Origin of the sequence: Promicromonospora sp. NPDC050880, assembly GCF_044456525.1 — a bacterium.
GTDB lineage: Bacteria > Actinomycetota > Actinomycetes > Actinomycetales > Cellulomonadaceae > Promicromonospora.
This window is the reverse complement of the sequence record NZ_JBITFV010000011.1, coordinates 92666-117288: the sequence shown is the minus strand read 5'-3', so window position 1 is coordinate 117288 and position 24623 is coordinate 92666. Positions and strand designations below refer to the sequence as shown.

The 24623-nt window shown below is 74.9% G+C and carries 23 protein-coding genes; 15 read left to right on the top strand and 8 right to left on the bottom strand.

Features of this window, described 5'->3' with window-relative positions:
• Position 1: 1 nt before the first annotated feature.
• The 11 genes from ACIBBF_RS17850 to ACIBBF_RS17800 are packed head-to-tail and all read left to right on the top strand — an operon-like array spanning position 2 to position 9762.
• The gene (locus tag ACIBBF_RS17850; protein WP_397415832.1) at positions 2-826 is read left to right on the top strand and encodes an IclR family transcriptional regulator C-terminal domain-containing protein; all 825 of its coding nucleotides are present in this window, start codon (positions 2-4) and stop codon (positions 824-826) included.
• Entirely contained in the window at positions 826-2037 is a 1212-nt protein-coding gene (locus ACIBBF_RS17845; RefSeq protein ID WP_397415829.1) for a thiolase family protein, read from the top strand. Before ACIBBF_RS17850 ends, ACIBBF_RS17845 begins: the two co-directional genes overlap by 1 nt.
• Positions 2034-2729, top strand: coding sequence for a 3-oxoacid CoA-transferase subunit A (locus ACIBBF_RS17840; RefSeq protein ID WP_397415827.1), 696 nt, complete (start codon positions 2034-2036; stop codon positions 2727-2729). The genes ACIBBF_RS17845 and ACIBBF_RS17840 overlap by 4 nt, the downstream gene beginning before the upstream one ends.
• The gene (locus ACIBBF_RS17835; protein WP_397415825.1) at positions 2726-3397 is read left to right on the top strand and encodes a 3-oxoacid CoA-transferase subunit B; all 672 of its coding nucleotides are present in this window, start codon (positions 2726-2728) and stop codon (positions 3395-3397) included. Before ACIBBF_RS17840 ends, ACIBBF_RS17835 begins: the two co-directional genes overlap by 4 nt.
• Positions 3394-4611 (top strand): 4-hydroxybenzoate 3-monooxygenase, encoded by a 1218-nt coding sequence (locus ACIBBF_RS17830; protein ID WP_397415823.1) that lies wholly within the window; start codon positions 3394-3396, stop codon positions 4609-4611. Before ACIBBF_RS17835 ends, ACIBBF_RS17830 begins: the two co-directional genes overlap by 4 nt.
• A 40-nt stretch (positions 4612-4651) precedes the next feature.
• Positions 4652-5476, top strand: a complete 825-nt coding sequence (gene pcaH, locus ACIBBF_RS17825) for a protocatechuate 3,4-dioxygenase subunit beta (RefSeq protein ID WP_397415821.1) — start codon at positions 4652-4654, stop codon at positions 5474-5476.
• The gene (gene pcaG / locus ACIBBF_RS17820; RefSeq protein ID WP_397415819.1) at positions 5469-6071 is read left to right on the top strand and encodes a protocatechuate 3,4-dioxygenase subunit alpha; all 603 of its coding nucleotides are present in this window, start codon (positions 5469-5471) and stop codon (positions 6069-6071) included. Before pcaH ends, pcaG begins: the two co-directional genes overlap by 8 nt.
• On the top strand, positions 6064-7260 hold the full coding sequence (locus ACIBBF_RS17815) for a lyase family protein (RefSeq protein WP_397415817.1): 1197 nt from the start codon (positions 6064-6066) through the stop codon (positions 7258-7260). The genes pcaG and ACIBBF_RS17815 overlap by 8 nt, the downstream gene beginning before the upstream one ends.
• The gene (locus tag ACIBBF_RS17810; RefSeq protein WP_397415815.1) at positions 7257-8105 is read left to right on the top strand and encodes an alpha/beta fold hydrolase; all 849 of its coding nucleotides are present in this window, start codon (positions 7257-7259) and stop codon (positions 8103-8105) included. Before ACIBBF_RS17815 ends, ACIBBF_RS17810 begins: the two co-directional genes overlap by 4 nt.
• Complete coding sequence (gene pcaC / locus ACIBBF_RS17805; protein ID WP_397415813.1) at positions 8102-8506, top strand: 4-carboxymuconolactone decarboxylase; 405 nt, start codon at positions 8102-8104, stop codon at positions 8504-8506. Before ACIBBF_RS17810 ends, pcaC begins: the two co-directional genes overlap by 4 nt.
• Before the next feature lie 47 nt (positions 8507-8553).
• Positions 8554-9762: an MFS transporter gene (locus ACIBBF_RS17800; RefSeq protein ID WP_397415811.1), complete on the top strand. Its 1209-nt coding sequence runs from the start codon at positions 8554-8556 to the stop codon at positions 9760-9762.
• Positions 9763-9776: 14 nt separating this feature from the next.
• Here ACIBBF_RS17800 and ACIBBF_RS17795 read toward each other — a convergent pair whose 3' ends face one another.
• From ACIBBF_RS17795 to ACIBBF_RS17770, 6 genes are all read right to left on the bottom strand, one after another.
• Complete coding sequence (locus tag ACIBBF_RS17795; RefSeq protein ID WP_397415961.1) at positions 9777-11630, bottom strand: HNH endonuclease; 1854 nt, start codon at positions 11628-11630, stop codon at positions 9777-9779.
• A 247-nt stretch (positions 11631-11877) separates the two neighbouring features.
• Positions 11878-12543 (bottom strand): cation transporter, encoded by a 666-nt coding sequence (locus ACIBBF_RS17790; RefSeq protein WP_397415809.1) that lies wholly within the window; start codon positions 12541-12543, stop codon positions 11878-11880.
• Positions 12540-12899, bottom strand: coding sequence for an ArsR/SmtB family transcription factor (locus tag ACIBBF_RS17785; protein ID WP_397415807.1), 360 nt, complete (start codon positions 12897-12899; stop codon positions 12540-12542). Before ACIBBF_RS17785 ends, ACIBBF_RS17790 begins: the two co-directional genes overlap by 4 nt.
• Positions 12900-12925: 26 nt before the next feature.
• Positions 12926-14416, bottom strand: coding sequence for a flavin-containing monooxygenase (locus ACIBBF_RS17780; protein ID WP_397415804.1), 1491 nt, complete (start codon positions 14414-14416; stop codon positions 12926-12928).
• Positions 14413-16782, bottom strand: coding sequence for a 7,8-didemethyl-8-hydroxy-5-deazariboflavin synthase CofG (cofG, locus tag ACIBBF_RS17775; protein ID WP_397415802.1), 2370 nt, complete (start codon positions 16780-16782; stop codon positions 14413-14415). Before cofG ends, ACIBBF_RS17780 begins: the two co-directional genes overlap by 4 nt.
• Before the next feature lie 125 nt (positions 16783-16907).
• Complete coding sequence (locus ACIBBF_RS17770; protein ID WP_397415800.1) at positions 16908-19772, bottom strand: sugar-binding domain-containing protein; 2865 nt, start codon at positions 19770-19772, stop codon at positions 16908-16910.
• 138 nt (positions 19773-19910) lie between these two features.
• Between ACIBBF_RS17770 and ACIBBF_RS17765 the strand changes: the two genes are divergently transcribed.
• Together ACIBBF_RS17765 and ACIBBF_RS17760 are read left to right on the top strand one after the other, a co-directional pair.
• Entirely contained in the window at positions 19911-21185 is a 1275-nt protein-coding gene (locus ACIBBF_RS17765; RefSeq protein WP_397415798.1) for a wax ester/triacylglycerol synthase domain-containing protein, read from the top strand.
• Positions 21186-21254: 69 nt separating this feature from the next.
• A complete protein-coding gene (locus tag ACIBBF_RS17760) occupies positions 21255-21818 on the top strand; it encodes a dihydrofolate reductase family protein (RefSeq protein WP_397415796.1) in 564 nt (187 codons plus the stop codon).
• A 46-nt stretch (positions 21819-21864) separates the two neighbouring features.
• Here the strand turns inward: ACIBBF_RS17760 and ACIBBF_RS17755 are convergent, their stop codons facing one another.
• Entirely contained in the window at positions 21865-22416 is a 552-nt protein-coding gene (locus ACIBBF_RS17755; RefSeq protein WP_397415794.1) for a TetR/AcrR family transcriptional regulator, read from the bottom strand.
• Positions 22417-22504: 88 nt separating this feature from the next.
• Here ACIBBF_RS17755 and ACIBBF_RS17750 point away from each other — a divergent pair, with 88 nt between their 5' ends.
• The gene (locus tag ACIBBF_RS17750) at positions 22505-23272 is read left to right on the top strand and encodes an SDR family oxidoreductase (protein ID WP_397415792.1); all 768 of its coding nucleotides are present in this window, start codon (positions 22505-22507) and stop codon (positions 23270-23272) included.
• A gap of 92 nt (positions 23273-23364) precedes the next feature.
• Positions 23365-24111 (top strand): SDR family NAD(P)-dependent oxidoreductase, encoded by a 747-nt coding sequence (locus ACIBBF_RS17745; RefSeq protein ID WP_397415790.1) that lies wholly within the window; start codon positions 23365-23367, stop codon positions 24109-24111.
• Positions 24112-24132: 21 nt separating this feature from the next.
• Here ACIBBF_RS17745 and ACIBBF_RS17740 read toward each other — a convergent pair whose 3' ends face one another.
• Positions 24133-24585: a hypothetical protein gene (locus tag ACIBBF_RS17740; RefSeq protein WP_397415788.1), complete on the bottom strand. Its 453-nt coding sequence runs from the start codon at positions 24583-24585 to the stop codon at positions 24133-24135.
• Positions 24586-24623: the final 38 nt, after the last annotated feature.

The following is a 24623-nucleotide window of genomic DNA, read 5'->3' as shown; positions in this document are numbered from 1 at the left end:
GATGGACCGAGCCGAGGGGGACCTCATGGTCGAGGAGACGAGTGACGCGGGTGGCCGCTCGCCCGAGTTCGTGCAGTCGCTGGAGCGCGGGCTGGCGGTGATCCGGGCGTTCGACCAGGACCACCGGTCGCTCACGCTGAGCGACGTGGCGCGGGAGGCAGGGCTGAGCCGCGCCTCGGCGCGCCGGTTCCTGCACACCCTGGTCGAGCTCGGGTACGTCGCGAGCGACGGGCGGGAGTTCACGCTGCGCCCGGCGATCCTCGACCTCGGCTACGCCTACCTGTCGAGCCTCACGCTGCCCGAGATCGTGCAGCCGCACCTGCGGGAGCTGTCGGCGCAGGTGGGGGAGTCCTCCTCGGTGGCGGTGCTCGACGGCGCGGACATCGTCTACGTGGCGCGCGTGGCGACGCACCGGATCATGAACGCGGCGATCCGGGTGGGCACCCGGTTCCCCGCGTACGCCACGTCGATGGGGCGGGCGGTGCTCGCCCACGCCGAGCCGGCCGAGGTGGACGCCTACCTCGCCTCGACCACGCTCAGCGCGCTGACGTCGCGCACCGTCACCCGGCCCGACGACCTGCGTGCCGTGCTGGCGCAGGTGCGGGAGCAGGGCTGGGCCCTCGTGGACCAGGAGCTGGAGGAGGGGCTGCGCTCGGTCGCGGCCCCGCTGCGCGACGGCACGGGCCGCGTCGTCGCCGCGGTGAACGTGTCCGCGCCGGTCCGGCGCGGTGAGATCGCCGAGATCCTGGAGCACCTGCTGCCCCCGCTGCAGGCGGCCGCGGCCGCCATCGAGTCGGACCTGGCCCGGATGAGAGGAACGATCTGATGGCGACCGCCTATGTGTTCGACGCGGTCCGGACCCCGTTCGGCCGGTACGGCGGGGCCTTGTCCGGGGTGCGGCCCGACGACCTGGCCGCCTTCGTGGTCGGCGAGCAGGTGCGGCGCGCCCCCGGGCTGGACCCCGCCGTGGTCGACGACGTGATCCTGGGCAACGCGAACGGCGCGGGCGAGGAGAACCGGGACGTGGCGCGCATGGCCGTGCTGCTCGCGGACCTGCCGATCACCGTGCCGGGCACCACCGTCAACCGGCTGTGCGGGTCCTCGCTGGAGGCCGCCGTGCAGGCGGCCCGGGCGATCGAGGCCGGGGACGCCGACGTGGTCGTGGCCGGCGGCGTGGAGTCGATGAGCCGCGCCCCGTGGGTGCTGCCCAAGACCGAGCGGCCGTTCCCGGCGGGCGACCTGAACCTGTCCTCGACCACGCTGGGCTGGCGCCTGGTCAACCCGCGGATGCGCGCCGACTGGACCGTCTCGCTCGGCGAGGCGACCGAACGGCTGCGCGAGAAGCACGGCGTCACGCGCGCGCGGCAGGACCAGTACGCGCTGCGCAGCCACCAGCTCGCCCACGCGGCATGGGAGGCCGGGCACTACGCCGACCTCGTCACGCCGTACCCGGGCACCGACCTGACGCGCGACGAGCCGATCCGTCCCGGCACCTCGCTGGAGCGGCTGGCGGCCCTCGCGCCGTCGTTCCGCCCGGCGGGGCACGGTCCGTCCGGCGGCACGGTCACCGCGGGCAGCTCCTCCCCGCTGACGGACGGTGCCTCGGCGGCGCTGATCGGCTCCGAGCGCGCGGCCGCGCTCACCGGCCTCGAACCGCTCGCCCGCATCGCGGGGCGGGCAACGGTGGCGGGCGAGCCGCAGTACTTCGGGTACGCCCCGGTCGCGGCCACCGAGCGGGCCCTGGAGCGGTCGGGCATCACGTGGGACGACGTCGCCGCCGTCGAGATCAACGAGGCCTTCGCCGCGCAGACCCTGGCGTGCCTCGACGCCTGGCCGGTCGAGGAGGGGATCGTCAACGCCTGGGGCGGCGCGATCGCCGTCGGGCACCCGCTCGGGGCGTCCGGGACGCGCGTGCTCGGCACGCTCGCCCGCCGCCTGGCGGCCACCGGCGGCCGCTGGGGCGTGGCGACCATCTGCATCGGCGTGGGGCAGGGCATGGCCGTGGTGCTGGAGAACGTGACCGGCGGGGCCGCATGAGCGCCACCGTGTTCGGCACCGGCGCCCTCGACGCGCTCGGGGACGTCGCCGACGGATCGACCGTGATGATCGGCGGCTTCGGCCCGGCGGGCCAGCCCGCCGAGCTCGTGGAGGCCCTGCTGGAGCAGGGCGCCACCGACCTCGTGGTGGTGAGCAACAACGCCGGCAACGGCGAGGACCCGCTCGCCCGGCTGATCCGGCACGGGCGCGTGGCCAAGATGGTCTGCTCGTTCCCGCGGCAGGTCGACTCCTGGCACTTCGACGCCGCCTACCGGTCCGGCGCCGTGGAGCTGGAGCTCGTGCCGCAGGGCAACCTGGCCGAGCGGATCCGGGCCGCCGGCGCCGGGATCGGCGCGTTCTTCACGCCCACCGGCTTCGGCACCCCGCTCGCCGAGGGCAAGGAGCACCGGCGCATCGACGGCGTCGACCACGTCCTGGAGTACCCGATCCACGCCGACCTCGCCCTGGTGCGCGCCGACCGGGCCGACGGTGCCGGGAACCTCGTGTACCGCAAGACGGCGCGCAACTTCGGACCGATCATGGCGACCGCCGCCCGGCGGACCGTGGTCCAGGTGCGCCAGGTCGTCCCCGTCGGGGCGCTCGACCCGGAGGCCGTGGTGACGCCCGGCATCTACGTGGACGCCGTGGTCGAGCTGCCCGCCCGCGCCGCCACGACGGAGATCACGGCATGACCCCCCTGGACGACACCCGCACGGTCACGGACGCCCCGCTCACCAAGGCGCAGATCGCCGCCCGGGTCGCCGCGGACATCGCGCCCGGGTCGTACGTCAACCTCGGCATCGGGCTGCCCACGCTCGTGGCCGACCATCTCGCCACGGGCAGCGGCATCACGCTGCACACCGAGAACGGCATGCTCGGCATGGGCCCCTCCCCGGACGCCGACGCCGTCGACCCCGACCTGGTCAACGCCGGCAAGGTCCCCGTCACGGAGCTGCCCGGCGCCTCCTACTTCCACCAGGCCGACTCGTTCGCCATGATGCGCGGCGGTCACATCGACGTCTGCGTGCTGGGGGCCTTCCAGGTCTCGGTCACGGGCGACCTCGCCAACTGGTCCACGGGCGAGCCCGGGGCCGTGCCCGCCGTCGGCGGGGCGATGGACCTGGCCGTCGGCGCCCGGCGCACCGTCGTGACCATGACGCTGCTGACCAAGGACGGCGCGCCCAAGCTCGTGGAGCGCTGCACGCTGCCGCTCACCGGCGTCGGCTGCGTCTCCCGCGTCTACACCGACCTGGCCGTGCTGGACGTGGGCCCGGACGGCGCGCGCGTCGTGGAGACCTACGGCACCACGCACGACGAGCTCGAGACGCTGCTCGGCCTGACCCTGGGAAGGACCCCGTGACCGCATCGCCCGCCCCGGAACGCACACCCGTCGCCGTCGTGGGCGGTGGTCCCGCCGGGCTGCTGCTCTCGCACCTGCTGCACCGCTCCGGGATCGAGCACGTGGTGCTGGAGGCCCGCACCCGCGACGAGATCGAGCACACGCACCGCGCCGGCATCCTCGAGGCGTCCTCCGTGCAGGTGCTCGCGGACAACGGCATGGACCGCGTGCTGCGCGAGGGCGACCGGCACGACGGCATCGTGCTGCGCTTCGACGGCGCCGACCACCGCGTGGACCTGACCGGGCTGACCGGGCGCAGCGTGTGGCTCTACCCGCAGACCGCCGTCTTCACCGACCTCGCCACGCGCCGGGAGGCCGACGGCGGCGACGTGCGCTGGGGCGCCACCGTCACCCAGGTGCTCGACGCCGGCACCGACCGGCCCGGCGTGCTGTGGACCGACGCGGACGGTGCGGAGCACGAGCTGCGCTGCGACGTGCTGGTCGGCGCCGACGGGTCGCGCTCCACGCTGCGGCACACGCTGCCCGAGTCGCAGCGGCACACGTACGCCCACGAGTACCCCTACGCCTGGTTCGGCGTCATCGTCGAGGCCTCGCGCAGCGCCCCCGAGCTCGTCTACACCACCTCCGAGCACGGGTTCGCGCTGATCAGCCAGCGCACCGAGACCCACCAGCGGATGTACTTCCAGTGCGACCCCGGCGAGGACCCCGCCGGCTGGACCGAGGACCGGATCTGGGCCGAGCTCCAGCGCCGCGTCGCCGGCCCCGACGGGTTCCGGCTCGTCGAGGGCCCCGTCCAGGAGCGCTCCGTGCTGCGGTTCCGGTCGTCCGTGGTCGAACCCGTGCGGCACGGCCGCATGCTCCTGGCCGGCGACGCCGCGCACACCGTGCCACCCACCGGCGCGAAGGGCCTCAACCTGGCGCTCGCGGACGTGGTGGTGCTGCACGACGTGCTGGAGACCTGGTTCGCGAAGCGGGACGACGCCGTGCTCGACGAGTACGGCCGGCGCGTGTCCGAGCGGGTGTGGCGTGCACAGCACTTCTCCGCGTGGATGAGCACCATGCTGCACGCCCACCCCGGGGAGACCGGGTTCGCCGCCCGGCGGCGGCTGGCCGAGCTGCGCACCCTGGTCGCCTCCGAGGCCGGCCGGCGGTTCCTCGCCGAGGGGTACACCGGCTGGGGACCGGTGCTCGGGGACCCCGCGGGCGCCGCGTGACGGCACGGGGACGGACGACGACGTCGAGAGGACGAGGACGATGAACCACACAGCGACACAGGTGCCCGCGGCGCCGAGCACCGTGCTCGACGCGGCCGCCGACTCGCAGGCACAGCTCAGCGCCGAGATCGCGGCCGCGCACACCGCGTACGCCGAGGGTCTCGACCGGGGCGGCCCAGAGGAACAGGGACCGCGCCGCAACTGGCCCCCGTACCGCAGCTCGCTGCTGCGCCACCCGACCAAGGACCTGCACCACGCCGACCCGGAGACGATCGAGCTGTTCTCCCCGGTGTTCGGCGAGCGCGACATCGGGCCGCTGGAGGCCGACCTGACGGTGCAGCGCGACGGCGAGCCCATCGGGGAGCGCATCGTGGTGCGCGGCCGCGTCGTCGACGGCGAGGGCCGGCCGGTGCGCCGCCAGCTCGTGGAGGTCTGGCAGGCCAACGCCGCAGGCCGGTACGTGCACAAGCGCGACCAGCACCCTGCGCCGATCGACCCGAACTTCACCGGGATCGGCCGCATGCTGACCGACGACGACGGCTGGTACCGGTTCCAGACCATCAAGCCCGGGCCGTACCCGTGGAAGAACCACTTCAACGCCTGGCGGCCCGCGCACATCCACTTCTCGCTCTTCGGACGCCAGATCACCCAGCGCATCGTCACCCAGATGTACTTCCCCGGGGACCCGCTGTTCGCGCTGGACCCCATCTACCAGTCCATCCAGGACCAGCGCGCCCGCGACCGGCTCGTGGCGACCTACGACCACGACACGTCCGAGCACGAGTGGGCCACGGGCTACCGGTGGGACATCGTCCTGACCGGGTCGCACCGCACGTGGACCGAGCCGGAGGACGGCGATGAGTGACCTGCTGCCCCCGACGCCGGGTCAGACCGTCGGGCCCTTCTTCGGGTACGCCCTGCCGTACGCCCACGGCAACGAGGTGGTCGAGGCCGGCACCACGGGCGCCGTCCGCCTGCACGGGACCGTGCGCGACGGCGCGGGCACGCCGGTGCCCGACGCCCTGATCGAGATCTGGCACGCCGACCCCGCGGGCAACGTCGTGGGCCGCAGCGGCTCGCTGCTGCGCGACGGCACGTTCACCGGCTGGGGCCGCGCCGAGACCGACCGCGAGGGCGGGTTCTGGTTCCGCACGCTCACCCCGGGGCCCACCGCGCCCGGGCGTGCCGCGTTCTTCCACGTGACCCTCTTCGCACGCGGCCTCCAGGACCGCCTCTTCACGCGCGCCTACGTGCCCGCCGAGGACGAGGCGGGCGAGGCAGCGCTGGCCGCCGACCCGCTGCTCGCCTCGCTCGACGCGCAGCGACGCGCGACGCTGGTCACCGTGCGCGAGCCGGACGGCGCGCTGCGCTTCGACATCCGCATGCAGGGGGAGGGGGAGACCGTGTTCCTGACGTACGACGACGGCCCCGACGCGGGCCGGGACGGCGTCGGTGCCTGACGTCGGCCTCCTGCTGCCGGGCACGGCGGGCGACGAGGGGACCGACGACGTCGCCGTCCTGCGCGCGCTCCTCACCGCGGAGGCCGCCTGGGTGCGTGCCCAGGCAGCCGTCGGCCTGGTGCCGGACGGGGCGGCGGACGCCGTCGACGCGGCGGCCGCGGGGCTCGCCGGGACCGGAGCCTCCGGCCGGGACGCGGCCGAGGAGCTGGCCAGCGAGGTCGCCGCGCAGGCCGCGGCCGGCGGCAACCCCGTGATCCCCCTGCTCGCCGCGCTGCGGGCGGCCGCCCCCGAGCACGCCGCGACGATCCACGCCGGGCTGACCAGCCAGGACGTGCTGGACACCGCGCTGGTGCTGGTGCTCCGCGACGCCGCGCGCACGGCCGGTGCCGACCTGGACCGGGCGCGTACGGCCGCGGCCCGGCTCGCCCACACGTACCGGGACGCCCCGGCCCTGGGCCGCACGCTCGCCCAGGCCGCCGTGCCGACCACGCTCGGCGCCCGGTTCGCGGGCTGGCTCGGCGGCCTGCGCGCGGCACGCGACGCGCTCGCGAGCGCTGCCGCGGGGCTCCCGCTGGCGTACGGCGGGGCGGCCGGCGAGCTGTCAGGCGTCGCCCGGCTCACGGGCGACCCGTTCGCGCTCGTCGACGCGTGGGGTGCGGAGCTCGGCCTGCCCGTGCCGCCCGGCCCCTGGCACACCGCGCGCACGCCCATGACGCGCGCCGCCGACGCCCTCGCCGAGACCTGCGCCGCGCTCGGGCACGTCGCGGGCGACGTGCTCCAGGGTGTCCGGCCCGGCACCGAGGAGCTGCGCGAGCCGGCGGCGCCCGGCCGGGGGGCGTCGTCGGCCATGCCGCACAAGCGCAACCCGGTGCTGTCCGTGCTGCTGCGCCGGTCCGCGCTCGCGGCCCCGCACCTCGCCGCCACCGTCCGGACGGCGGCGGGCCTGGCCGCCGACGAGCGGCCCGACGGCGCCTGGCACGCCGAGTGGCCCGCCCTGCGCGACCTCGCCCGGCACGCCGTCGCGGCGTCCCGGCTGGGTGCCGAGCTCCTCGACGGGCTGGAGGTCGACGCCGAGGCCGCCGCCCGCACCCTGCGCGCGGCCCTGCCCGACGCCCACGGCGTGGGGCTGGCTCCCGCCCTCGTGGACCGGGTGCTCGCCGCCGCCGACGACCGCACGGAGGAACCATGACCGCCGACCCCGCGCTCGGGGTGGTCCCGTTCGCGCTCACCGACGCCGCCCGGCCGCTCCTCGTGCTCGGCCCCTCGCTCGGCACGAGCGTCACGGCCCTGTGGCAGGACGTCGTCCCGCTGCTGCCGGACGTCGACGTCGTGGGCTGGGACCTGCCCGGTCACGGCTCGGCGCCTGCACCCGACCCCGGAGGCCTTGCCGGGCTCACCGTGCCGGACCTCGCGCGCGCCGTGCTCGACGTGGTCGCGCGGGCGCAGGCCGAGCGCGGTGACGTCGGCGCGCCGTTCTGGTACGCGGGCGTGTCCGTGGGCGGCGCCGTGGGGCTGCACCTGCTGCTCGACGCGCCCGGCCGGCTGCACGGCGCCGCCCTGATCTGCACCGCCGCGTCGTTCGGGGAGCCAGGGCCGTGGCTCGACCGGGCCCGGCTCGTGGAGTCCGCGGGAACGCCCACCCAGGTCGAGGGGTCGGCCCGGCGATGGTTCGGCCCCGGGTTCGTCGAGCGGGAGCCGCGGGTCGTGCTGCGCCTGCTGGGCAGCCTCCAGACGGCCGACCGGTTCGGGTACGGGGCCGTGTGCCGGGCGCTGGCCGCCTGGGACGTGCGACCCGGGCTCGCCGGGGCGGGCGGGCACGTGTCGTCCGTCCCCGTGTCGTCCGTGCCGGTGGTGACGATCGCGGGGGAGCACGACCTGCCCGCGCCGCCCGCCGCACTGGCGGAGATCGCCCGGGGCGTGGGCGCCGTCCGCTCCGAGGTGCTCGACGGCGTGGCGCACCTCGCGCCCGCCGAGGCGCCCGCGCGCGTGGCCGAGCTGGTGCGGGATCTCGTGACGGCGGGGGTGGCACGATGAGCGGGGACACCGGACACGGCACCGGGGCCGAGCGAGCCGAGGCAGGCATGCGGGTGCGCCGTGAGGTGCTCGGCGACGCGCACGTGGACCGCGCGACCGAGCGCACCACCGACTTCACCGCCGACTTCCAGGACCTCATCACCCGGTATGCCTGGGGCGAGATCTGGACGCGGCCGGGCCTGGACCGGCGCTCCCGCTCGATGATCACGCTCACGGCCCTGGTGGCGGGCGGGCACTGGGGCGAGCTCGCGATGCACGTGCGCGCCGCCCTGCGCAACGGCCTGTCCGTCGACGAGCTGCGCGAGGTGCTGCTCCAGAGCGCGATCTACTGCTCGGTGCCGAGCGCCAACCACGCGTTCGCCGTCGCCCAGGACGTGCTGCGTGAGGAGGGGCTGCTCTGAGCGCCGGACGGACGGACCCGGGCCGCGCGGGGGTCGGCGGCGGGCTGGTGCTCGTGGGCGTGCTCGCGATCGCGGCCAACCTGCGTGCCGCCATCACCGTGGTGGGCCCGGTCGCGGACGACGTCGCGGCCGACCTCGACCTGTCCTCGACCGAGGTGTCCCTCCTGGTGTCGCTGCCGTTGTTGTGCTTCGGCGCGTTCGCGCTGGTGGCGCCCCGGTTCCTGGCGCGCTGGGGGATCGAGGCGACCGCCGTCGTCGCGCTCACCGCGCTCGGGGTCGGCATCGTGGCCCGCTCCGTGCCGCTGCCCGGCGCGCTCTGGGCGGGCACCGTGCTGCTCGGCGCGGGCGTCGCCACCCTGAACGTCGCCCTGCCCGCCCTGGTCAAGCGGGACTTCCCGCACCGGGTCGGGCGCCTGACGGGCGCGTACTCGGCGACGCAGTCGGCGTTCGCCGCGATCTCCACGGTGGTCGCGGTGCCGCTGGCGGGGACGCAGCCGGAGGGATGGCGGATCGCGTTCGGGGTGTGGGTGGGCACGACCCTGGTGGCGCTGGGCGTGATGGTGCCACGGTGGCGCGCCGCCCGCGGGCTGCCGGTGCGGGGCGGTGCGGGCTCGTCCGGGGAGCTGGGCCGGGCGCCGGACGGACCGGGCACGGAGTCCGGCGCACCGCCGAGGAGGGGCCCCGCGCCCTGGCGCACCCTGCTGGGCTGGCAGGTGGCCGGCTACATGGGTCTCCAGTCGACGTTCTACTACTCGGTGGTCACGTGGTGGCCCTCGGTCGAGACCGGCGCGGGCTTCACGCCGGGCGCGGCGGGTGCGCACCAGGGCCTGCTGCAGGTGACCGGCATCCTCGCGTCACTGCTCGCGGGGCGGCTCATCGACCGCAGCCGGGCGCGCGGGCAGAGCGGTCTCGCGGTGGCGTTCTCCGGGGTGTCGGCCGTCGCGGTCGTGGGCGAGCTGCTCGCGCCCGGCTGGTGGCCGGTCTGGATCGTGCTGCTCGGGATGGGCACCGCCGCGGCGTTCGTCACCGCCCTCTCGCTGTTCGGCCTGCGCACCGAGCACCACGCCCAGGCCGGGGCACTGTCGGGCATGGCCCAGGCGTTCGGCTACGGCCTCGCGGCGCTGGGCCCGCTCGTGATCGGCACCCTCCACGACGCGACGGCGGGCTGGACCGTCCCGCTCGTGGTGCTGCTGGCGATGAAGGTCCCGGAGGTGCTGGCCGGCGCGCTGGCGGGTCGGCGGCGCACGATCGCCTAGATGGTTGGTCCCGGTCAGGTGGGGTGGGTCCAGGTGAGGTCGGGCTGCTGGGGCCTGGTTGATGTTCGGCCGGGCGTCCGGGTCGGTGGCCGGTGTCGTGGCCGGTGTCGTGACCGGCGGGGTGGTGGGCTGGGTCGGTAGGCGATCGCGCCGTGGTGGTGGGTGGTGTGGCAGCCGATGGTGTAGCGGCTGCGGGGGATGCGGCCGGGTGCTGGGCCGGTCATGCCGACCGCGGGGGTCCATTCCAGGGCAGGGGTGCGATCGCGAGCCATGGCGGGGTTCTGGGCGTGGTCGGTCGACCCGGCCGTGGGTGGGTTCTGGGCGTGGTCGGTCTGCCTCTGGTCGGCTTGGGTCTGGTTGGTCTGCCTCTGGTCGGTCTGGGGCTGGTCGGTCTGGGCCTGGTCGGTCTGGGGCTGGTTGGTCTGCCTCTGGTCGGTCTGGGGCTGGTCGGTCTGGGCCTGGTCGGTCTGGGTCTGGTCTGTCCCGGTGGATGGCGACGGGTCGCTGTCTGCGGGCGCGCCGGCATCACGCGCCCGACCTGTGTTCCGCTCTCGGTCTGGTTCGGTGTCGTTGATCCTGGCCGGCATCCCACCCCGGTCGGTGCGCAGGGGTGTCGGTGGCTTGGGTGCTACCGAGAGGTGGGTGTGTCCGGTCGGGGTGGTGGTCTCCACGGCGTGGCGTCCGTCGTGCTGGGTGCTCTTCTGTACCCAGCCGGGTGCCTGCTTGGCATGATTGCACCGAGCGCACAGGCCTTGACCGTTGTCCAGGCTGGTAGGGCCGCCCTGGGCGTGCGGGGTGATGTGGTCCAGGTGCCGGATCGGCGCATCACACCACAACGTGGCGCACACACCCTGGCCCCGGGCGCGTAGCAAGCCCGCCAGGCCTTGGGGGTGGAACCGGGAGGTGGAGGTCGTGGCCACCAGGCGACCGTGTGGGTCGGTGTAGATGCTGCGCAACCACGCCGCGTTCGTGTCGATCGCGTGCGCGACCAGGTTGCGGGCCGCCGGGGCCGGGACCACACCCCCACCCACCGCAGCACCCTCGGTGATCACGCCAGGCTGGGTGCCACCGGCCAGGAGCGTGTCGTCGGAGACCAGGAGGTTGATCGCCACCGGCACATCCGCCGCCCGACCCGGGCCACGCCCGGTGACCCGCTCGATCAGGGTGTCTGCCATGATCTGACCGGTCCCACGCTCGTCCCCACCCGCCTTCGTGGCCTCGGCGTGGTGCTTGAGGTGGGCGTAGGCCTGTACTCCCTGCCCCATCGGCACCAGAGCGGTCAGGTAGACCATCAGGTCCGGGGCCGGGCGGATCGAGACCCGCCGCTGCGACACCGCACGAGCGTTGCGGTTCACGCACGCGTGCACATCCAGGCTCGCGGCGAGCTCCTTGATCCGGGCCACCAACCGCCGCGTCCCCATCCCTACCAAAGCATCCAGACGCGCGGGGCCGCAGACCTGCTCGTCGATCACGGCACGGTGCTCCACCGACAGGTGCGACGTCTCCCGCACCAACAACGTGGCCCGCCACTGCGAGAGCACCCCCGTCTGCAACGCCGCGAACGTGTGCGGCATCTGCATCACCCACACCCGGGACGTGTTGAGGAACCCGGCCCCGGCGTGCGGGGACACCCGCAACGCCGCACCCACCTGGCACGACACACCACGACCCTGACGCTCCACCCGAACACCCTGCGCAGCCTCCTCAGCCCGCGTCGCCTCGTCCAGGGCGACCACCAGGCGGGCCTGCGTCGCAGTCACCGCAGCCTTCACCGCCTCCAACTCACCCAACACATCCACCCACCCCGCCTGCACCTCCCGCGAGACCAAGCCCGACCCAGACGTGTCAGAGGCACCCGGCAGAATCATCCCCGCCAGCGCCTCCCGCACCACCCGCACACCCGCGGCCCCGATGCCTGCACCAATCTCACCGAGCAGGGGCGCACCAGACACCCCGGCATCACCGGGCAGCGCACCACCAGGCAGCCCACCACCGACAGGCTGCCCGCCCGCCAATCCCGGCACCCCACCCGATCGCGTCATGCCACCAACCTATCGTACACCCGTTCGATACGCGCGCCGAGTCCGGGGGCTCTGCCGACAGCAGAACCCGACGTCAGCCGTCGTGGTGGTCGTGGGTCTCGATCTCCCCGGTCAGGGCGGCGACGGGTGCAGCGCAGGCCTCACCGCGCCACGCCTCCACCCCCTCGCGGACCGCGAAGCCGGCGATCATCAGCGCGGCCACGGCGTCGGCCCATGTCCAGCCCAGCAGGCCGTTGAGCAGCAGCCCCGCGAGCAGTGCCGCGGACAGGTAGGCGCAGATCAGGGTCTGCTTCGAGTCGGCCACTGCGCTGGCCGAGCCGAGCTCGCGGCCGGTGCGCCGCTCGAACCAGCTCAGGAACGGCATCACCAGCAGGCTGACGGCGGCGAGCGCGATGCCCACGGGGCTGTGCTCCGGCTCGCGCAGCCCGGTCAGGGACAGGGTGGCGTCCACGGTCACCCACGCGGCCAGGCCGAAGAAGGACACGGCGATGACCCGCAGCGCCGTCCGCTCGCGTGTCTCCGGATCGGGTGCGGCGAACTGCCAGGCGACCGCGGCCGCCGACAGCACCTCGACCACCGAGTCCAGGCCGAACCCGACCAGAGCGGCCGACGACGCCACGCTGCCGGCCGCCAGGGCGACGACCGCCTCGACGGTGTTGTACGCGATGGTGGCGCCCACGACCCACCGGATCTGGCGGCGCAGCACCAGCACGCGGGCGGAGGCGAGCGCGGCGGTCACGCGCCCGCTCCAGGGCCGCAGCACAGCGGGACGTCGCAGTGCTCGTCCCGGCACGGGGCGCCGTCGTCCACCGCGAGCACCGTCTCGACCAGCACGCCGATGGCCCGGGTGAGGTGCGGGTCGGCGATCTCGTACCGGGTCTGCCGGCCCTCCGGGGTGGCGACCACGATGCCGCAGCCTCGCAGGCAGGCCAGGTGGTTCGACACGTTCGTGCGCGTCAGGTCCAGGTCGCGGGCCAGCTGCGCGGGGTAGCCGGGCTCCTCGATGAGGCTCAGGAGGATCCGGGACCGGGTGGGGTCGGCCATGGCCCGGCCGAGGCGGTTGAGCACGTCCAGCCGCGAGGATATGGTCAGCATGTGCTGACCATACAGTGATCACTGACCTATGGCGAGGCCGCCCGCGACGGCTCCGCGGCGAACGGCAGCGGGTCGAACACGCCGAACCGCGCACGGAACTCGCTCGCCCGCCCGGGCCACAGCAGCGTGAGCCGGCCCGACCGTTCGTCGACGTACCAGCTCCGGCAGCCGCCCCGCAGCCACACCGTCCCCGCGGCCAGCCGGTCCACCTCGCGGGTGTAGGCGACCTCGGCCGCCGCCGAGACCTCCAGCGGGCCGCCGGTCGCGTCCAGGTGGTCGAGCGCACCGAGCACGTAGCCGATCTGCGCCTCGATCACCTCCAGCGCCGAGTGGTGCCCCAGCCCCGCGTTGGGGCCGTCCAGCACGAACAGGTTCGGGAACCCGTGCACCACCGTGGAGGCGTGGCTCGTCATGCCGTCCGCCCAGTGCTCGGCCAGCGTGCGCCCGTCGCGACCCGTCACCAGGTCCGCGAACGGCGGGCGTGTGGTCTCGAACCCCGTGGCCAGCACCAGCACGTCCACCTCGTACCGCGCGCCCGACGCCGAGACGACCGTCGACCCCTCGACCGCCACCGGGGCGCTGGGCTCCAGCGTGACGTGCGGCCGCTGGAGGGTCGGGTACCAGTCGTCGCTGAACAGCGCGCGCTTGCAGCCCACGGCGTAGTCCGGGGTGAGCAGCGCCCGCAGGGCCGGGTCCGGCACCTGGGCGTGCAGGTGCGCCCGGGCCTGCTCGCGCAGCACCGCCTCGGCGGCGCTCCCCGCCACGCGCGCGTCGAACAGGTGCTCCGCCTCCTCCGCGAGCGCCGCCCGGTCGGGCGGGGCCTCGCCGGGCGCGTACGCGCGGTCGCCGCGCGGCAGCACCCACGGCGGCGTGCGCTGCAGCACGACGACGGACGCCGCCCGCTCGGCCACCTCGGGCACGAGCTGCACGGCGCTGGCGCCGGTGCCGACCACGCCGACCCGCAGCCCGTCCAGCGACCGGGCGTCCCAGCGCGCGGAGTGGAACATGCGGCCGGGGAACGTGCCGAGCCCCGGGATGTCGGGCACGCGGGGCTCGCTGAGCCGCCCGACGGCGGTGACCAGCACCCGAGCCGTCAGCGGCCCGCGGGACGTGGACAGGTGCCAGGCGGCGGCGTCGTCGTCCCAGCGGGCGGCCGTGAGGCCGGTGCCCAGGCGCAGGTGCGGGCCCAGGCCCTCGGAGCGGGCCACGTCGCGGACGTACCGGTGGATCTCGGCGCCCGGTGCGAACACCCGTGACCAGGCGGGCTGGGGCAGGAACGAGTAGGAGTACAGCGCGCTCGGGATGTCGCACGCGACACCGGGGTAGACGTTGTCGCGCCAGGTGCCGCCCACGTCGTCGGCCCGTTCCAGGACGGTGAAGCCGGGGCGTCCGGCGCGCCGGAGGCGGGCGCCGAGCCCGACGCCGGCCAGGCCCGCGCCCACGATCGCCACGTCGACGTCGGGGCCCGGGCCCTCGGGGTGGGCCGTGCCGCTGTGCTCCGGGTGCGCCGTCGTCACCTCACCTGCTCGTACGTGGTGGTGCGCTGGCGGACGGGGCGGCCGAGCTCGGCGGCCAGTCGGGTCACGTCGGCGACCGTGAGCTCGCGGCCCTGTTCGGGGCCGGCGTCGGGGTCGAGCACGCCGTCGAGGAGCACGCCGCCCAGGTCGTCGGCACCGCCCGCGAGCACGCGTTGTGCCCCGCGCATGCCGAGCTTGGTCCAGGCCGCCTGCACGTGGTCGATGCGGCCGGCGAGCAGGAGGCGCGCCACGGCGTGCAGGGCGCGGCTCTCGCGCGGGGTCGCGACGCGGGCGCCGGGCACCGGCACGGGGGACTCCGTGGGGAGCCACGGCATGGGGATCAGCTCGGTGAAGCCGCCGGTCGCGTCCTGGACGCGCGCCAGGGTGCGCAGGTGCCGCACCTGGTCGCGGGCCGACTCGACGTGGCCGTACACGATCGTCGCCGTCGAGCGCAGGCCCGCGGTGTGTGCCGCGGCGACGAGCTCGACCCAGCGGTCCGCCGGGATGTCGGTGCCGCCGGTGAGCAGGTCGCGGACCCGGTCGTCGAGGATGCGCGCGCCGGTGCCCGGCACGGTGTCGACGCCGGCCGCCCGCAGCTCGGCCAGCCAGTCCGCGAGCGGCAGGCCGGCGCGGGCGGCGCCGTCGGCGAGCTCGGCGGGGCGGAAGGCGTGCAGGTGCAGGCCGGGGCCGCCGCGCTTCACGGCGCGGGCCAGGTCGAGGTAGGCGTCGGCGCCCTGGTCGGCGGGCGGCACTCCCTGCGCGCACACCTCCGTGGCGCCCAGCGCGACGGCCTCGGCCGCGAGCTCGGCGACCCGCTCGGGCGGCAGGCCCAGCGACGCGTCGATGTTGCGGTTCACGGCGTAGGTCACGGCGTCGCCCACCCGCTCGCGGCGCACCTGGTCGGCGAGCGCGGTGAGGTCCTCGAGGTCGGCGCCGTCGGCCCCGAGCAGCTCGACCCAGGCGGCGTCGTCCGCCCCACGGGGGTCACTCCGGACGTCGCTCAACAACGCCCCCAACCGCCTGCCTCCGTCGAGTGCTGGGAATTCGCCCTTGTGGGGCGCGGAGGAGGGGAACTCGCCCAGGAGGGCGTCGTGGCGGGCCAGGCCGTAGTCGTCCGCCTGGGCCAGGACGCGGTCGCGGAGGCGGTCGTCGATCCAGTCGGCGCCGGCGCGGGCCTCGCGCAGGTAGTGCGGATGGGTGGTCAGGCGCTCGCGCAGCGCGTAGCCGCCCTCGGCCGTGAGCCGGGCCAGGTCCTCGATGTGCGGCCAGGGCCGTTCGGGGTTCACGTGGTCCGGGGTGAGCGGGCTGACGCCGCCCCAGTCGTCGATGCCGGCGCGCACCAGGAGCTGGAGCTCGGCGGCGTCGGTCAGGTTCGGCGGGGCCTGCACGCGCATCCCCGGGCCGAGCAGGACCCGGGTGACGGCGACGGCGGCCGCGTACTCCTGCGTCCCCAGGTCGGCGGCGCCCATCATGGCGGTGGCCGACTTGGCGCGGAAGTTCTGCACGATCACCTCCTGCACGTGACCGTGCCGGGCGTGCGCGTCGCGCAGGGCCAGGATCGAGTCCACGCGCTCGGCGTAGTTCTCGCCGATGCCCAGCAGCACGCCGGTGGTGAACGGGATGCGGGATCGGCCCGCGTCCTCGATCACGCGCAGCCGTAGGGCCGGGTCCTTGTCGGGGGACCCGAAGTGGGCCTCGCCCTTCTCGGTCCACAGCCGCGACGAGGTGGTCTCCAGCATCATGCCCATCGACGGGCCGACCGGCTTGAGGCGCTGCAGCTCCGCCCACGACATGACGCCGGGGTTGAGGTGGGGGAGCAGGCCCGTCTCGTCGAGGATGAGGCGGGCCATGTGCCCCACGTAGTCGAGCGTCGAGGCGTAGCCGTGGTCGTCGAGCCACTGCCGGGCCACCGGCCAGCGGTTCTCCGGCCGGTCGCCGAGGGTGAGCAGGGCCTCCTTGCAGCCCAGCGCGGCGCCCTGCCGGGCGACCTCCAGCACCTCGTCGGCCGACATGTACGGCGAGATGCCCGCCTTGGCGAGCTTGCCCGGCGTCTGCACGAAGATGCAGTAGTGGCAGCGGTCCTGGCACAGGTGCGTCAGCGGCACGAACACCTTGCGGGAGTACGTGATGACGCCGGGCCGGCCCGCGCCCCGCAGACCCTCGTCCCGGAGCGCCCCGGCCACGGCGAGGAGCCGGTCCAGGTCGGTGTCGCGCGCGTGCAGCAGCAGCTCGGCGTCGGCGCGACCGGGCGGCGCGCCCCCGCCGTCCTCCAGTCGGCCGAGCGCCCCCGCCAGGACGCCGGGTTCCGGGGGAGGTGGCTGGTCGGCGTCGCGGGAGGGAACACGCAGGGACAGCGGAACGGTCATCAGCCCACCTCGGGTACGGGAACCGGATCGTGAGGGTCCGGAGGGGACGAGGCGACACTACGTCATCGGGCGGGGCGTCCACGGGGGCGCCCGGGAACCGGCGCCCCCGCCCGACGACGGCGACCTCACCGCAGCAGGCTCTCCAGCCCGGCCGGCGTGACGGTGTGCGCGGGCGCGAAGTCCGGGCCCGCCAGGTACTCCAGCAGGCCCCGCCGGAACTGGCGTGCCGCGAGACGGTCCCCGCCCGGGTCGAGGTTCAGCGAGCTGACCATGATCCTGCCGCGGCCGAGCCGGGCCTCGACCAGCGCGCCGAGCCGGCGTGCCTCGAACCAGGTGTCGATCGGCTGCACCACGGGGCGCAGCGCCGGCGGCAGGCCGTCGAGCAGCATCGCCCGGGCGCCGTGCAGCAGCTCCCACCACTGCCAGTCCGTCCAGCCGTCCGTGGGGAAGTGCCGGAACACCGGGTGCTCCGGGTCGTGCAGGATCCCGAGGGTGTGCGGCGCCTGGCCCCCGGTCCATGCGGTGTTCCAGAAGGCCGGGGTGAAGCCGAGGGCCACGTCGTTGCCGATGTCCTGCGGCGCCACCTCCAGCAGCACGGTCGCGCCGTCCGTGGCACGCCGGACGGCCTCGTCGAGGCGTCCGGTGACCACCACCCCGTCCGGCACGGCGACGTGCTCGTCCGGCGGGTACACCCACAGACCCCAGTCGTTCTCGAACCGGTCGCCGGACGCGTCCTCCACGGTGACCACGAGGGTCAGCCGCGCGGCCCCGGAGGCGGGCGGGGGCACCTGCACCGGCGCGAACCGGGTGTCGTTGCCGACCGGGATCGTCGTCCCCTCGGCGATCGTCCCGGCCGCGAGCTGCGCCCCGCCGTCGTCGAGGACGCTCCAGCGCACGTCGGCCTCCAGAGGTCCGGCGCCGAAGTGCGCGACCTGCACCTCGAACCGGATCTGCTCGTCGGCGGACCACACCCGCCGCGGCAGGCGCGCCAGGGGCACGGTGGGACCGCAGAAACGGGCGAACTCCTCGGCGGTCGCGTACCCCTTCGACTCCCAGAACGGGTTGAGCACACCGACCAGCGCCGTGCCCTGGCCGGGGAAGTCGCTGAGCCCGAGCAGGTGGAACCCGCCGAACCCCGCCGTGCGCAGGGCTGCCTCGACGTCCTCCTTGTAGCAGAGGGTCTGCAGCTTGCCCGAGGCGTGCAGGAACGCCTCCGCCTGGTCGCCCATCCCTGCCTCGTCCAGGAAGTCGGCGAAGATGCCGAAGTTGCGGGCCTCCATCAGACCCGTGTACCGCACCCGCTCGCCGAGGTCGGGGTAGGCGCACCACTGGCCGATCTCGTGGCTGACGATCGGGCGGGGCCGCGACCGTACCCATTCGGCGTAGTCGGACTCCGTCTCGGGCGGGCGTCCGTTCAGGCGGGAGGCCAGGCCCTCGCCCCAGCGGTGCGCGCGCGGGTCAGGGATGTTGTCGTAGTCGTTCTCGGCCAGGGCGGGCCAGCCCGCCCCGCTCGTGTACAGGCGTCGGGGGTCGTAGGTGCGCCAGGTGGTGACCCAGGAGGCCAGGAGCTCCGCGTCCCGGCCGCCGGGCTCGTTCCCGTGCGCCATCATGACGAACGACGGGTGGTTGCCGTAGGCGTCGAGGATGCGCCGGGTCTCGTCGAACAGGAAGGCGTCGACCGGCCCGCCCTCTCCGAGCGCGGCCCCCTGGTTGGCCCAGACCGGGCCCTCGACCTGGAGGTAGAAGCCGGCCTCGTCCGCCGCCGTGAACGCCGCCTCCGGCGGGCACCAGGAGTGGAACCGGAGCAGGTTCAGGCCGTGCGCCCGGCAGACGGCGATGACCCGGCGCCAGGACGCGACGTCGGTCGGCGGGTACCCCGTCAGGGGGAAGACGCACGACTCGAGGGTGCCGCGCACGAAGGTCCGGCGGCCGTTGACGGTCACCTGCGTGCCGTCCACGCCGACCTCCCGCAGCCCGAACACGGTGCGCGCCACGTCCCGGTGCTGCTGCCCGTGCACGTCGGCGACCAGCTCGACGGTGAGCTCGTACAGCGCCGGCTCGAACTCGTCCCACGTGACCGCGCCGGCCCCCAGCTCCAGGAGCACGTCCACGTGGGCGCCGCCGGCGGTCAGCCCGCGCTCGCCCAGGTCCCGGCTGTGCTCCGCCTCGAAGGCGGCGGTCGCCGGACCGGCCTCGTGCGTGCCGGCCACGTTGAACCGCCGCGCCGAGACCCGCACGGTCCCCGTGCCCGCACCGGCCGTGCCGGCCGCGATGTCGACCTTCACGAGCGCGGACCGGGCGGCGACGTCGGGCACCACGCGGACCCGCCGGACCGTGACCGCCGGCACCGCGGTGAGCGACAGCTCGCCGATGATCCCGTTCCAGTTGCCCTGGGTGTGGTCCGAGACGCTGTGGGCGTTCGGCCCGACGTCGACGACGGTCCGGTTGTCGACGCGGACGGTCAGCCGGTGCCGGCCCGGTGCGAGCCGGCCCAGGTCGAAGCGGTGCGGGGTCGTGAGGCTGCGCGCCGAGCCGACCTCGTGGTCGTCCAGCCACACGGTCGACTCCCAGTGCACCCGCTCCAGGTGCAGCACGACGTCACGAGCCGCCCAGTGCTCCGGGACCAGCACCTCCCGCTGGAACCACGCCGCGCCGCGGTAGTACACCCGCGGCTGCAGCCAGAACGGCACCGAGACGGCGCCCGGCTCGCGGTAGGGGGCGTAGCGGTCGTCGGTGAAGTAGGAGCGGTCCACGATGCTGCCGGTCCACGGGGTGTCCACGCCGACCGGGTCGCCGATGCCCTGGTGCTGGAGGGAGCCGGGCAGCTCGGCCGTCGCGGGGGTGCCGGGCAGACCGTGCCGGAACCACTGGTCGAGGTGCCCGACGCCCTCGGGGTCCAGGGCGTAGGCCCAGCGGCCGGCCAGGTCGAGGGACCACCGTTCGTCGGGGCGGTCGTCGGGGCGTGGCGTGGCGGACTCAACGGTGAGCATGGCTCGACACTAGGTCGGCCCCGGGCTCCGCTGAAGGGACGAACCCACGCACTTGCCTGGACGGATCCACGGTCCGGGGCGGGGTGATGTCGGCCGGACGGGCTTGCCCGCGGTCCCGGCCCGGAGTACCTGTGGGGCATGGCAGAACGGCTCACGACGGCCGACGCCGCGAACATCCTGCTGGACACGCCGGAACACGTGAACGCGTTCCTGCTGGCCGCCGTCCTCGCACCGGGCGGCCCGGTCGGGGCCGACGGCGAGGTGGACCTCAGCGCCCTGCGGTCGGTGCTGGCCGGCCGGCTCCCCGCGGAGCCGAGGCTCGCGCGGCGCGTCCGCCGTGCCGGGCGGGCGTTCGTGTGGGAGCCGGTGCCGGTCGATCTGACCCGGCAGGTGCGCCGCCTGCCGGCCGTAGACGGCCGGCAGGGGCTCGAGGCGTTGTGCGCGCGGCTGGTCGTCACCCCGCTCCCGCTCGACCGGCCGCCGTGGGAGCTGCTCGTCGTGGCCGGTGTCGCGCCAGGGCGCGCGGGCGTCGTGATCCGCGTGCACCACGCACTGGCCGACGGCGTGGAGGCGATCCGGCTGGCGCGGGCCCTGCTGGACCCGGAGGAGACCACTCCGCGGCGTCCGGACGCGCGGACGACGTCGGCGGGACGCGTGGCCGGTGATGCGGAACCGCTGGTGCGCCGGTGGCGGAGGGTGCGTGCGGTCGCCGGCGGTGCCGCGCGCACGGCGGCGGTCCTGCGTCGCGCGGTGCCGCGCACCGCGCTGCTCGGCCCGGTCGGACCACGGCGGGCGGTGGCCTTCGTCGACGTGCGGCTGGACGCGGTCGCGGCCGGGGCCGCGACGGCGGGTGCGACGGTCAACGATGCGCTGCTCGCCGCCGCCGGGGTGGCGGCGAGGTCGGCGCTGGCCGCCCGTGGCGAGGTGGCGCCGCGGACCCTGCCCGCCAGCGTGCCGGTGGCGCTCCCGGACCGGGGACGGTCCGGCAACGCAGTCGGTGTCATGCTCGTCCCGCTGGAGGTGGACGATGCCGGCACGGCGCAACGGCTGCGCCGGGTGGCCGCGCTGACCCGGGCCGGCAAGGACCGGGCGCGGGCGCGCGGCGTGCACGAGCTCACCCGGACCCGGCTCGGTACGCGGCTGTTCGTGCGGCTCGCGCGCCACCAGCGGCTGATCGCCCTGTTCGTGACGAACGTGCGCGGCCCGCGGCGCCCGCTCGCCCTGGCCGGTGCTCCGCTGGAGCACGTCTGGCCCGTGGCCTCGCTCGGGGGGAACGTGCGCCTCGGCATCGCGGCCGTCTCGTACGACGGCGTGCTGCGCTGCGCGGTGCACTGCGACGCGGACGCGCTGCCCGTCGCGCCGGTGGCACGGGCACTGGGGGAGGAGCTGACGCGGATCGCGGCGCTGACCTGAGCGCCGATGAGTCCGCCGCGCCGGCGCGGTCGACCACTGCGGGATCCCACACAGGAACGAGGCAGGCACATGCGCACGCTGATCTACGGCATGAACATCTCGCTGGACGGCTACGTCGCCGCACCCGGGGACGACATCGGCTGGAGCGTCCCGAGCGACGAGCTGTTCGGCTGGTGGCTCGAGCAGGAGGAGGCGAGCAGCCTGACGCTCTACGGGCGCAGGCTGTGGGAGACGATGAGCTCCCACTGGCCGACCGGCGACCAGCACCCGGGGGCGACCCCGGCCGAGGCCAGGTTCGCGCAGAACTGGCGGGACACGCCGAAGGTGGTGTTCTCCTCGACGCTCACCGAGGTCGGCTGGAACGCCCGCCTGGTGCCCGGTGACGCGGTCGCCGAGATCGCCCGGCTCAAGGCGGAGGACGGCGGGCCGATGACCATCGGCGGCGCGACGCTCGCCGGCGCGGCCGTACGGGCCGGGCTGATCGACGAGTACGTCCTGGCCGTCCACCCGGTCCTGCTGGGCGGCGGCCAGCGGTTCTTCACCCCGCTGGACGGCCGGACCGACCTGAGGCTGACGGAGACGCGGACGTTCCTGGGCGGCGTGCTGGCGACCCGCTACGAGGTGCCTCGCTGACGGCAGCGCCCGCGATCACCGCTGCCGCGAGCCACGTCCGGTGGCGTCAGCGCCGCCGCAGCCCGTCGAGCACGATGTGCAGGGGCCGGTGCGCACGCCGGTCCCACTCGTCCTGGTCCAGCCGGGAGAGGTAGCCGATCAGCACGATCACGTCGCCGGCGTCCACGTCCTCGCGGATCTGGCCGGCAGCCTTGCCCGCGTCCAGCAGCAGGGTGATCGCGTCGCCGATGGGCCCGAGGCTGTGGTGCGTCAGGTCGCGCCAGACCGAGGCCTCCACGGCGGCCAGGACGCCGCGCTTGACGCGCGCGTACTCGGCGACGCGGTCGAACCAGCGCGCGAGGGCGTCGACGGGTTCGGCCTCCTCCAGGAGCTGCGGGGCGAGGCCGACCAGGTCGTCGACCTCCTGCCGGTAGACCTCGACCAGCAGCGCCTCGCGCGTGGGGAAGTGCCGGTAGAGGGTGCCCTGCCCGACGCCGGCCTCCTTGGCGATCGCGTTGAGCCGCAGGTCCGTGGTGCCGGAGGCGGCGACCTCGCGCCGTGCGACCTCGATGATGCGGGCGCGGTTCTCCACCGCGTCCTTGCGGACGGTCCTGGTCATGGGCTCCCCGGCTGCTCGACAAACGGACACGTGTCCGTTACGGTCGTGGAAACGGACACGTGTCCACGATAGCGTCGAGGAGCAGGACATGAAGCAGAGCACGGCCCCGGGCGGGGCGGGAATCGCGGGCAAGGTCGTCGCGATCACGGGCGCCAGCAGCGGCATCGGTGAGGCCACCGCACTCCTGCTGGCCGAGCGCGGCGCGAGCGTGGTGCTCGGAGCCCGGCGGACCGACCGGCTGGACGACGTCGTGGGCCGGATCCGCGCCGGCGGCGGCCGGGCCGTCTCGCGTGCGGTCGACGTGACCCGGCGTGCGGACCTGGAGGGGCTGGTAGGGCAGGCCGTCGAGGAGTTCGGGCGGCTCGACGTGCTGGTCGGCAACGCCGGCATCAGCAGGCTCAGCCCGGTGGCCGACCTCGACGTCGACGGGTGGCAGGCCATGATCGACGTCAACCTGAACGGCGTGCTGAACGGGATCGCGGCCGCCCTGCCGGTCTTCCGGCGGCAGGGTGCGGGACACCTGGTGACCACGGTCTCGACGTCGGGCCTGAAGATCGTGCCGACCCAGGCGCTCTACGCCGCCACCAAGAACGCGGTGCGCACCCTGCTCGAAGGGCTGCGCCAGGAGTCCACCGACGGGGTGCTGCGGACCACTGCCGTCTCGCCGGGCTATGTGCGCACGGAGCTCGTCGACTCGATGGACATGCTCCCGGAGGTGCGCGACGAGGTGCGTCGCACCATGGCCGAGCTCGGCATCGACCCTGCGGCGGTCGCGCGGGCGATCGCGTTCGCCGTCGAACAGCCGCACGACGTCGAGATCGGCGAGATCGTGGTGCGGCCTACGCGCCAGGGCTGACCGCGTCGACCGCCGAGCGCATTCTTGACCGATTGGTCCACCATCCTTATGGTGGACCAATCGGTCAAGAACTAGCGGGAGGCAGGAAGCACATGGGAACGCTCGACGGCAAGGTGGCGATCGTGACGGGTGGGTCGCGGGGGATCGGGGCCGCGTCGGCGCTGGCGCTCGCGGACGAGGGGGCCGACGTCGCGATCAGCTACTCCTCCTCGGCGGAGCGGGCCGAGGCCGTCGTCGCCGACCTGACCGCGAAGGGCGTGCGTGCGGCCGCGTTCCGGGCCGACCAGGCGGACGCGGGACAGGCGGCCGGTCTGGTCCGCCGCGTGGCCGAGCGGTTCGGCAGGCTGGACGTCCTGGTCAACAACGCGGCCGCGAGCGGTGGCGGACTGGTCGGCAGCGAGCCCGTCGACCAGGCCGCCATCGACCGGCAGCTCGTCGTCAACTACACCAGCGTCGTGGCGGCTGTCGAGGCCGCGCTCCCGCTGTTGCCCGACGGCGGGCGCATCGTCAGCATCAGCACGGGTGCGGCAGCTCGTGCCGGCTTCCCCGGCATGGCGTACTACGCGGGCACGAAGTCGGCCCTGGAGGGCTTCAGCCGCGGTGCGGCACGCGATCTGGCGCACCGCGGCATCACCGTGAACGTGATCCAGCCCGGTTTCATCGACACCGAGGGCAACCCGGCCGACGGCCCCGGCGCGGCGATCTTCCTGCCGACGACCGCCCTGGGACGGTACGGCAGGCCGGAGGAGATCGCCGCGGGGGTCGTCTTCCTCGCCAGCCCGCAGGCGTCCTACGTCACCGGTGCGGTGCTGCGGATCGACGGAGGCTACGGCGCGTGACGACGCGCCGTCGGGTCGCGGTCAGCAGATGACGGCCGAGGTGTGCACCCATCCGGTGGTGCGCACCTTGGTCCGCTCGTCCATCCACTCGACCTTGGCGCTCGCGCCCACGCTCGTGCCGCACGGCACCGGGAGCGCCCTGGTCGCGATCCACTCGTAGGTCTCGTCCCAGCCGCTGTCCCCGTCGGTCGAGACGGTCGTGCCGGCCGGCGGGTTCCCGTCGCGCACGTAGGAGTAGCTGACCTGCAGCATCCGGACGCTGTAGTCGCCGGGGCGGTCCGCGTCGTCCCTGCCCGACCCGCGGGCGTACACCGTGCCGTCGGAGTTCCTGCGCAGTGACACGCACCGGTCGACGAGGTCGCCCACGCAGTTCTTCGACTCGTAGGTCCACGCCGACGCCGGAGCAGCCGTGACCAGCCCCACCGTCGCCGTCAGCACGAGCCCCAGCGCCATCCCCATGATCCGTCGCATCATCGCCAGTCCCCTGTCCGTGCCGGGACCTGTTCCCGGCG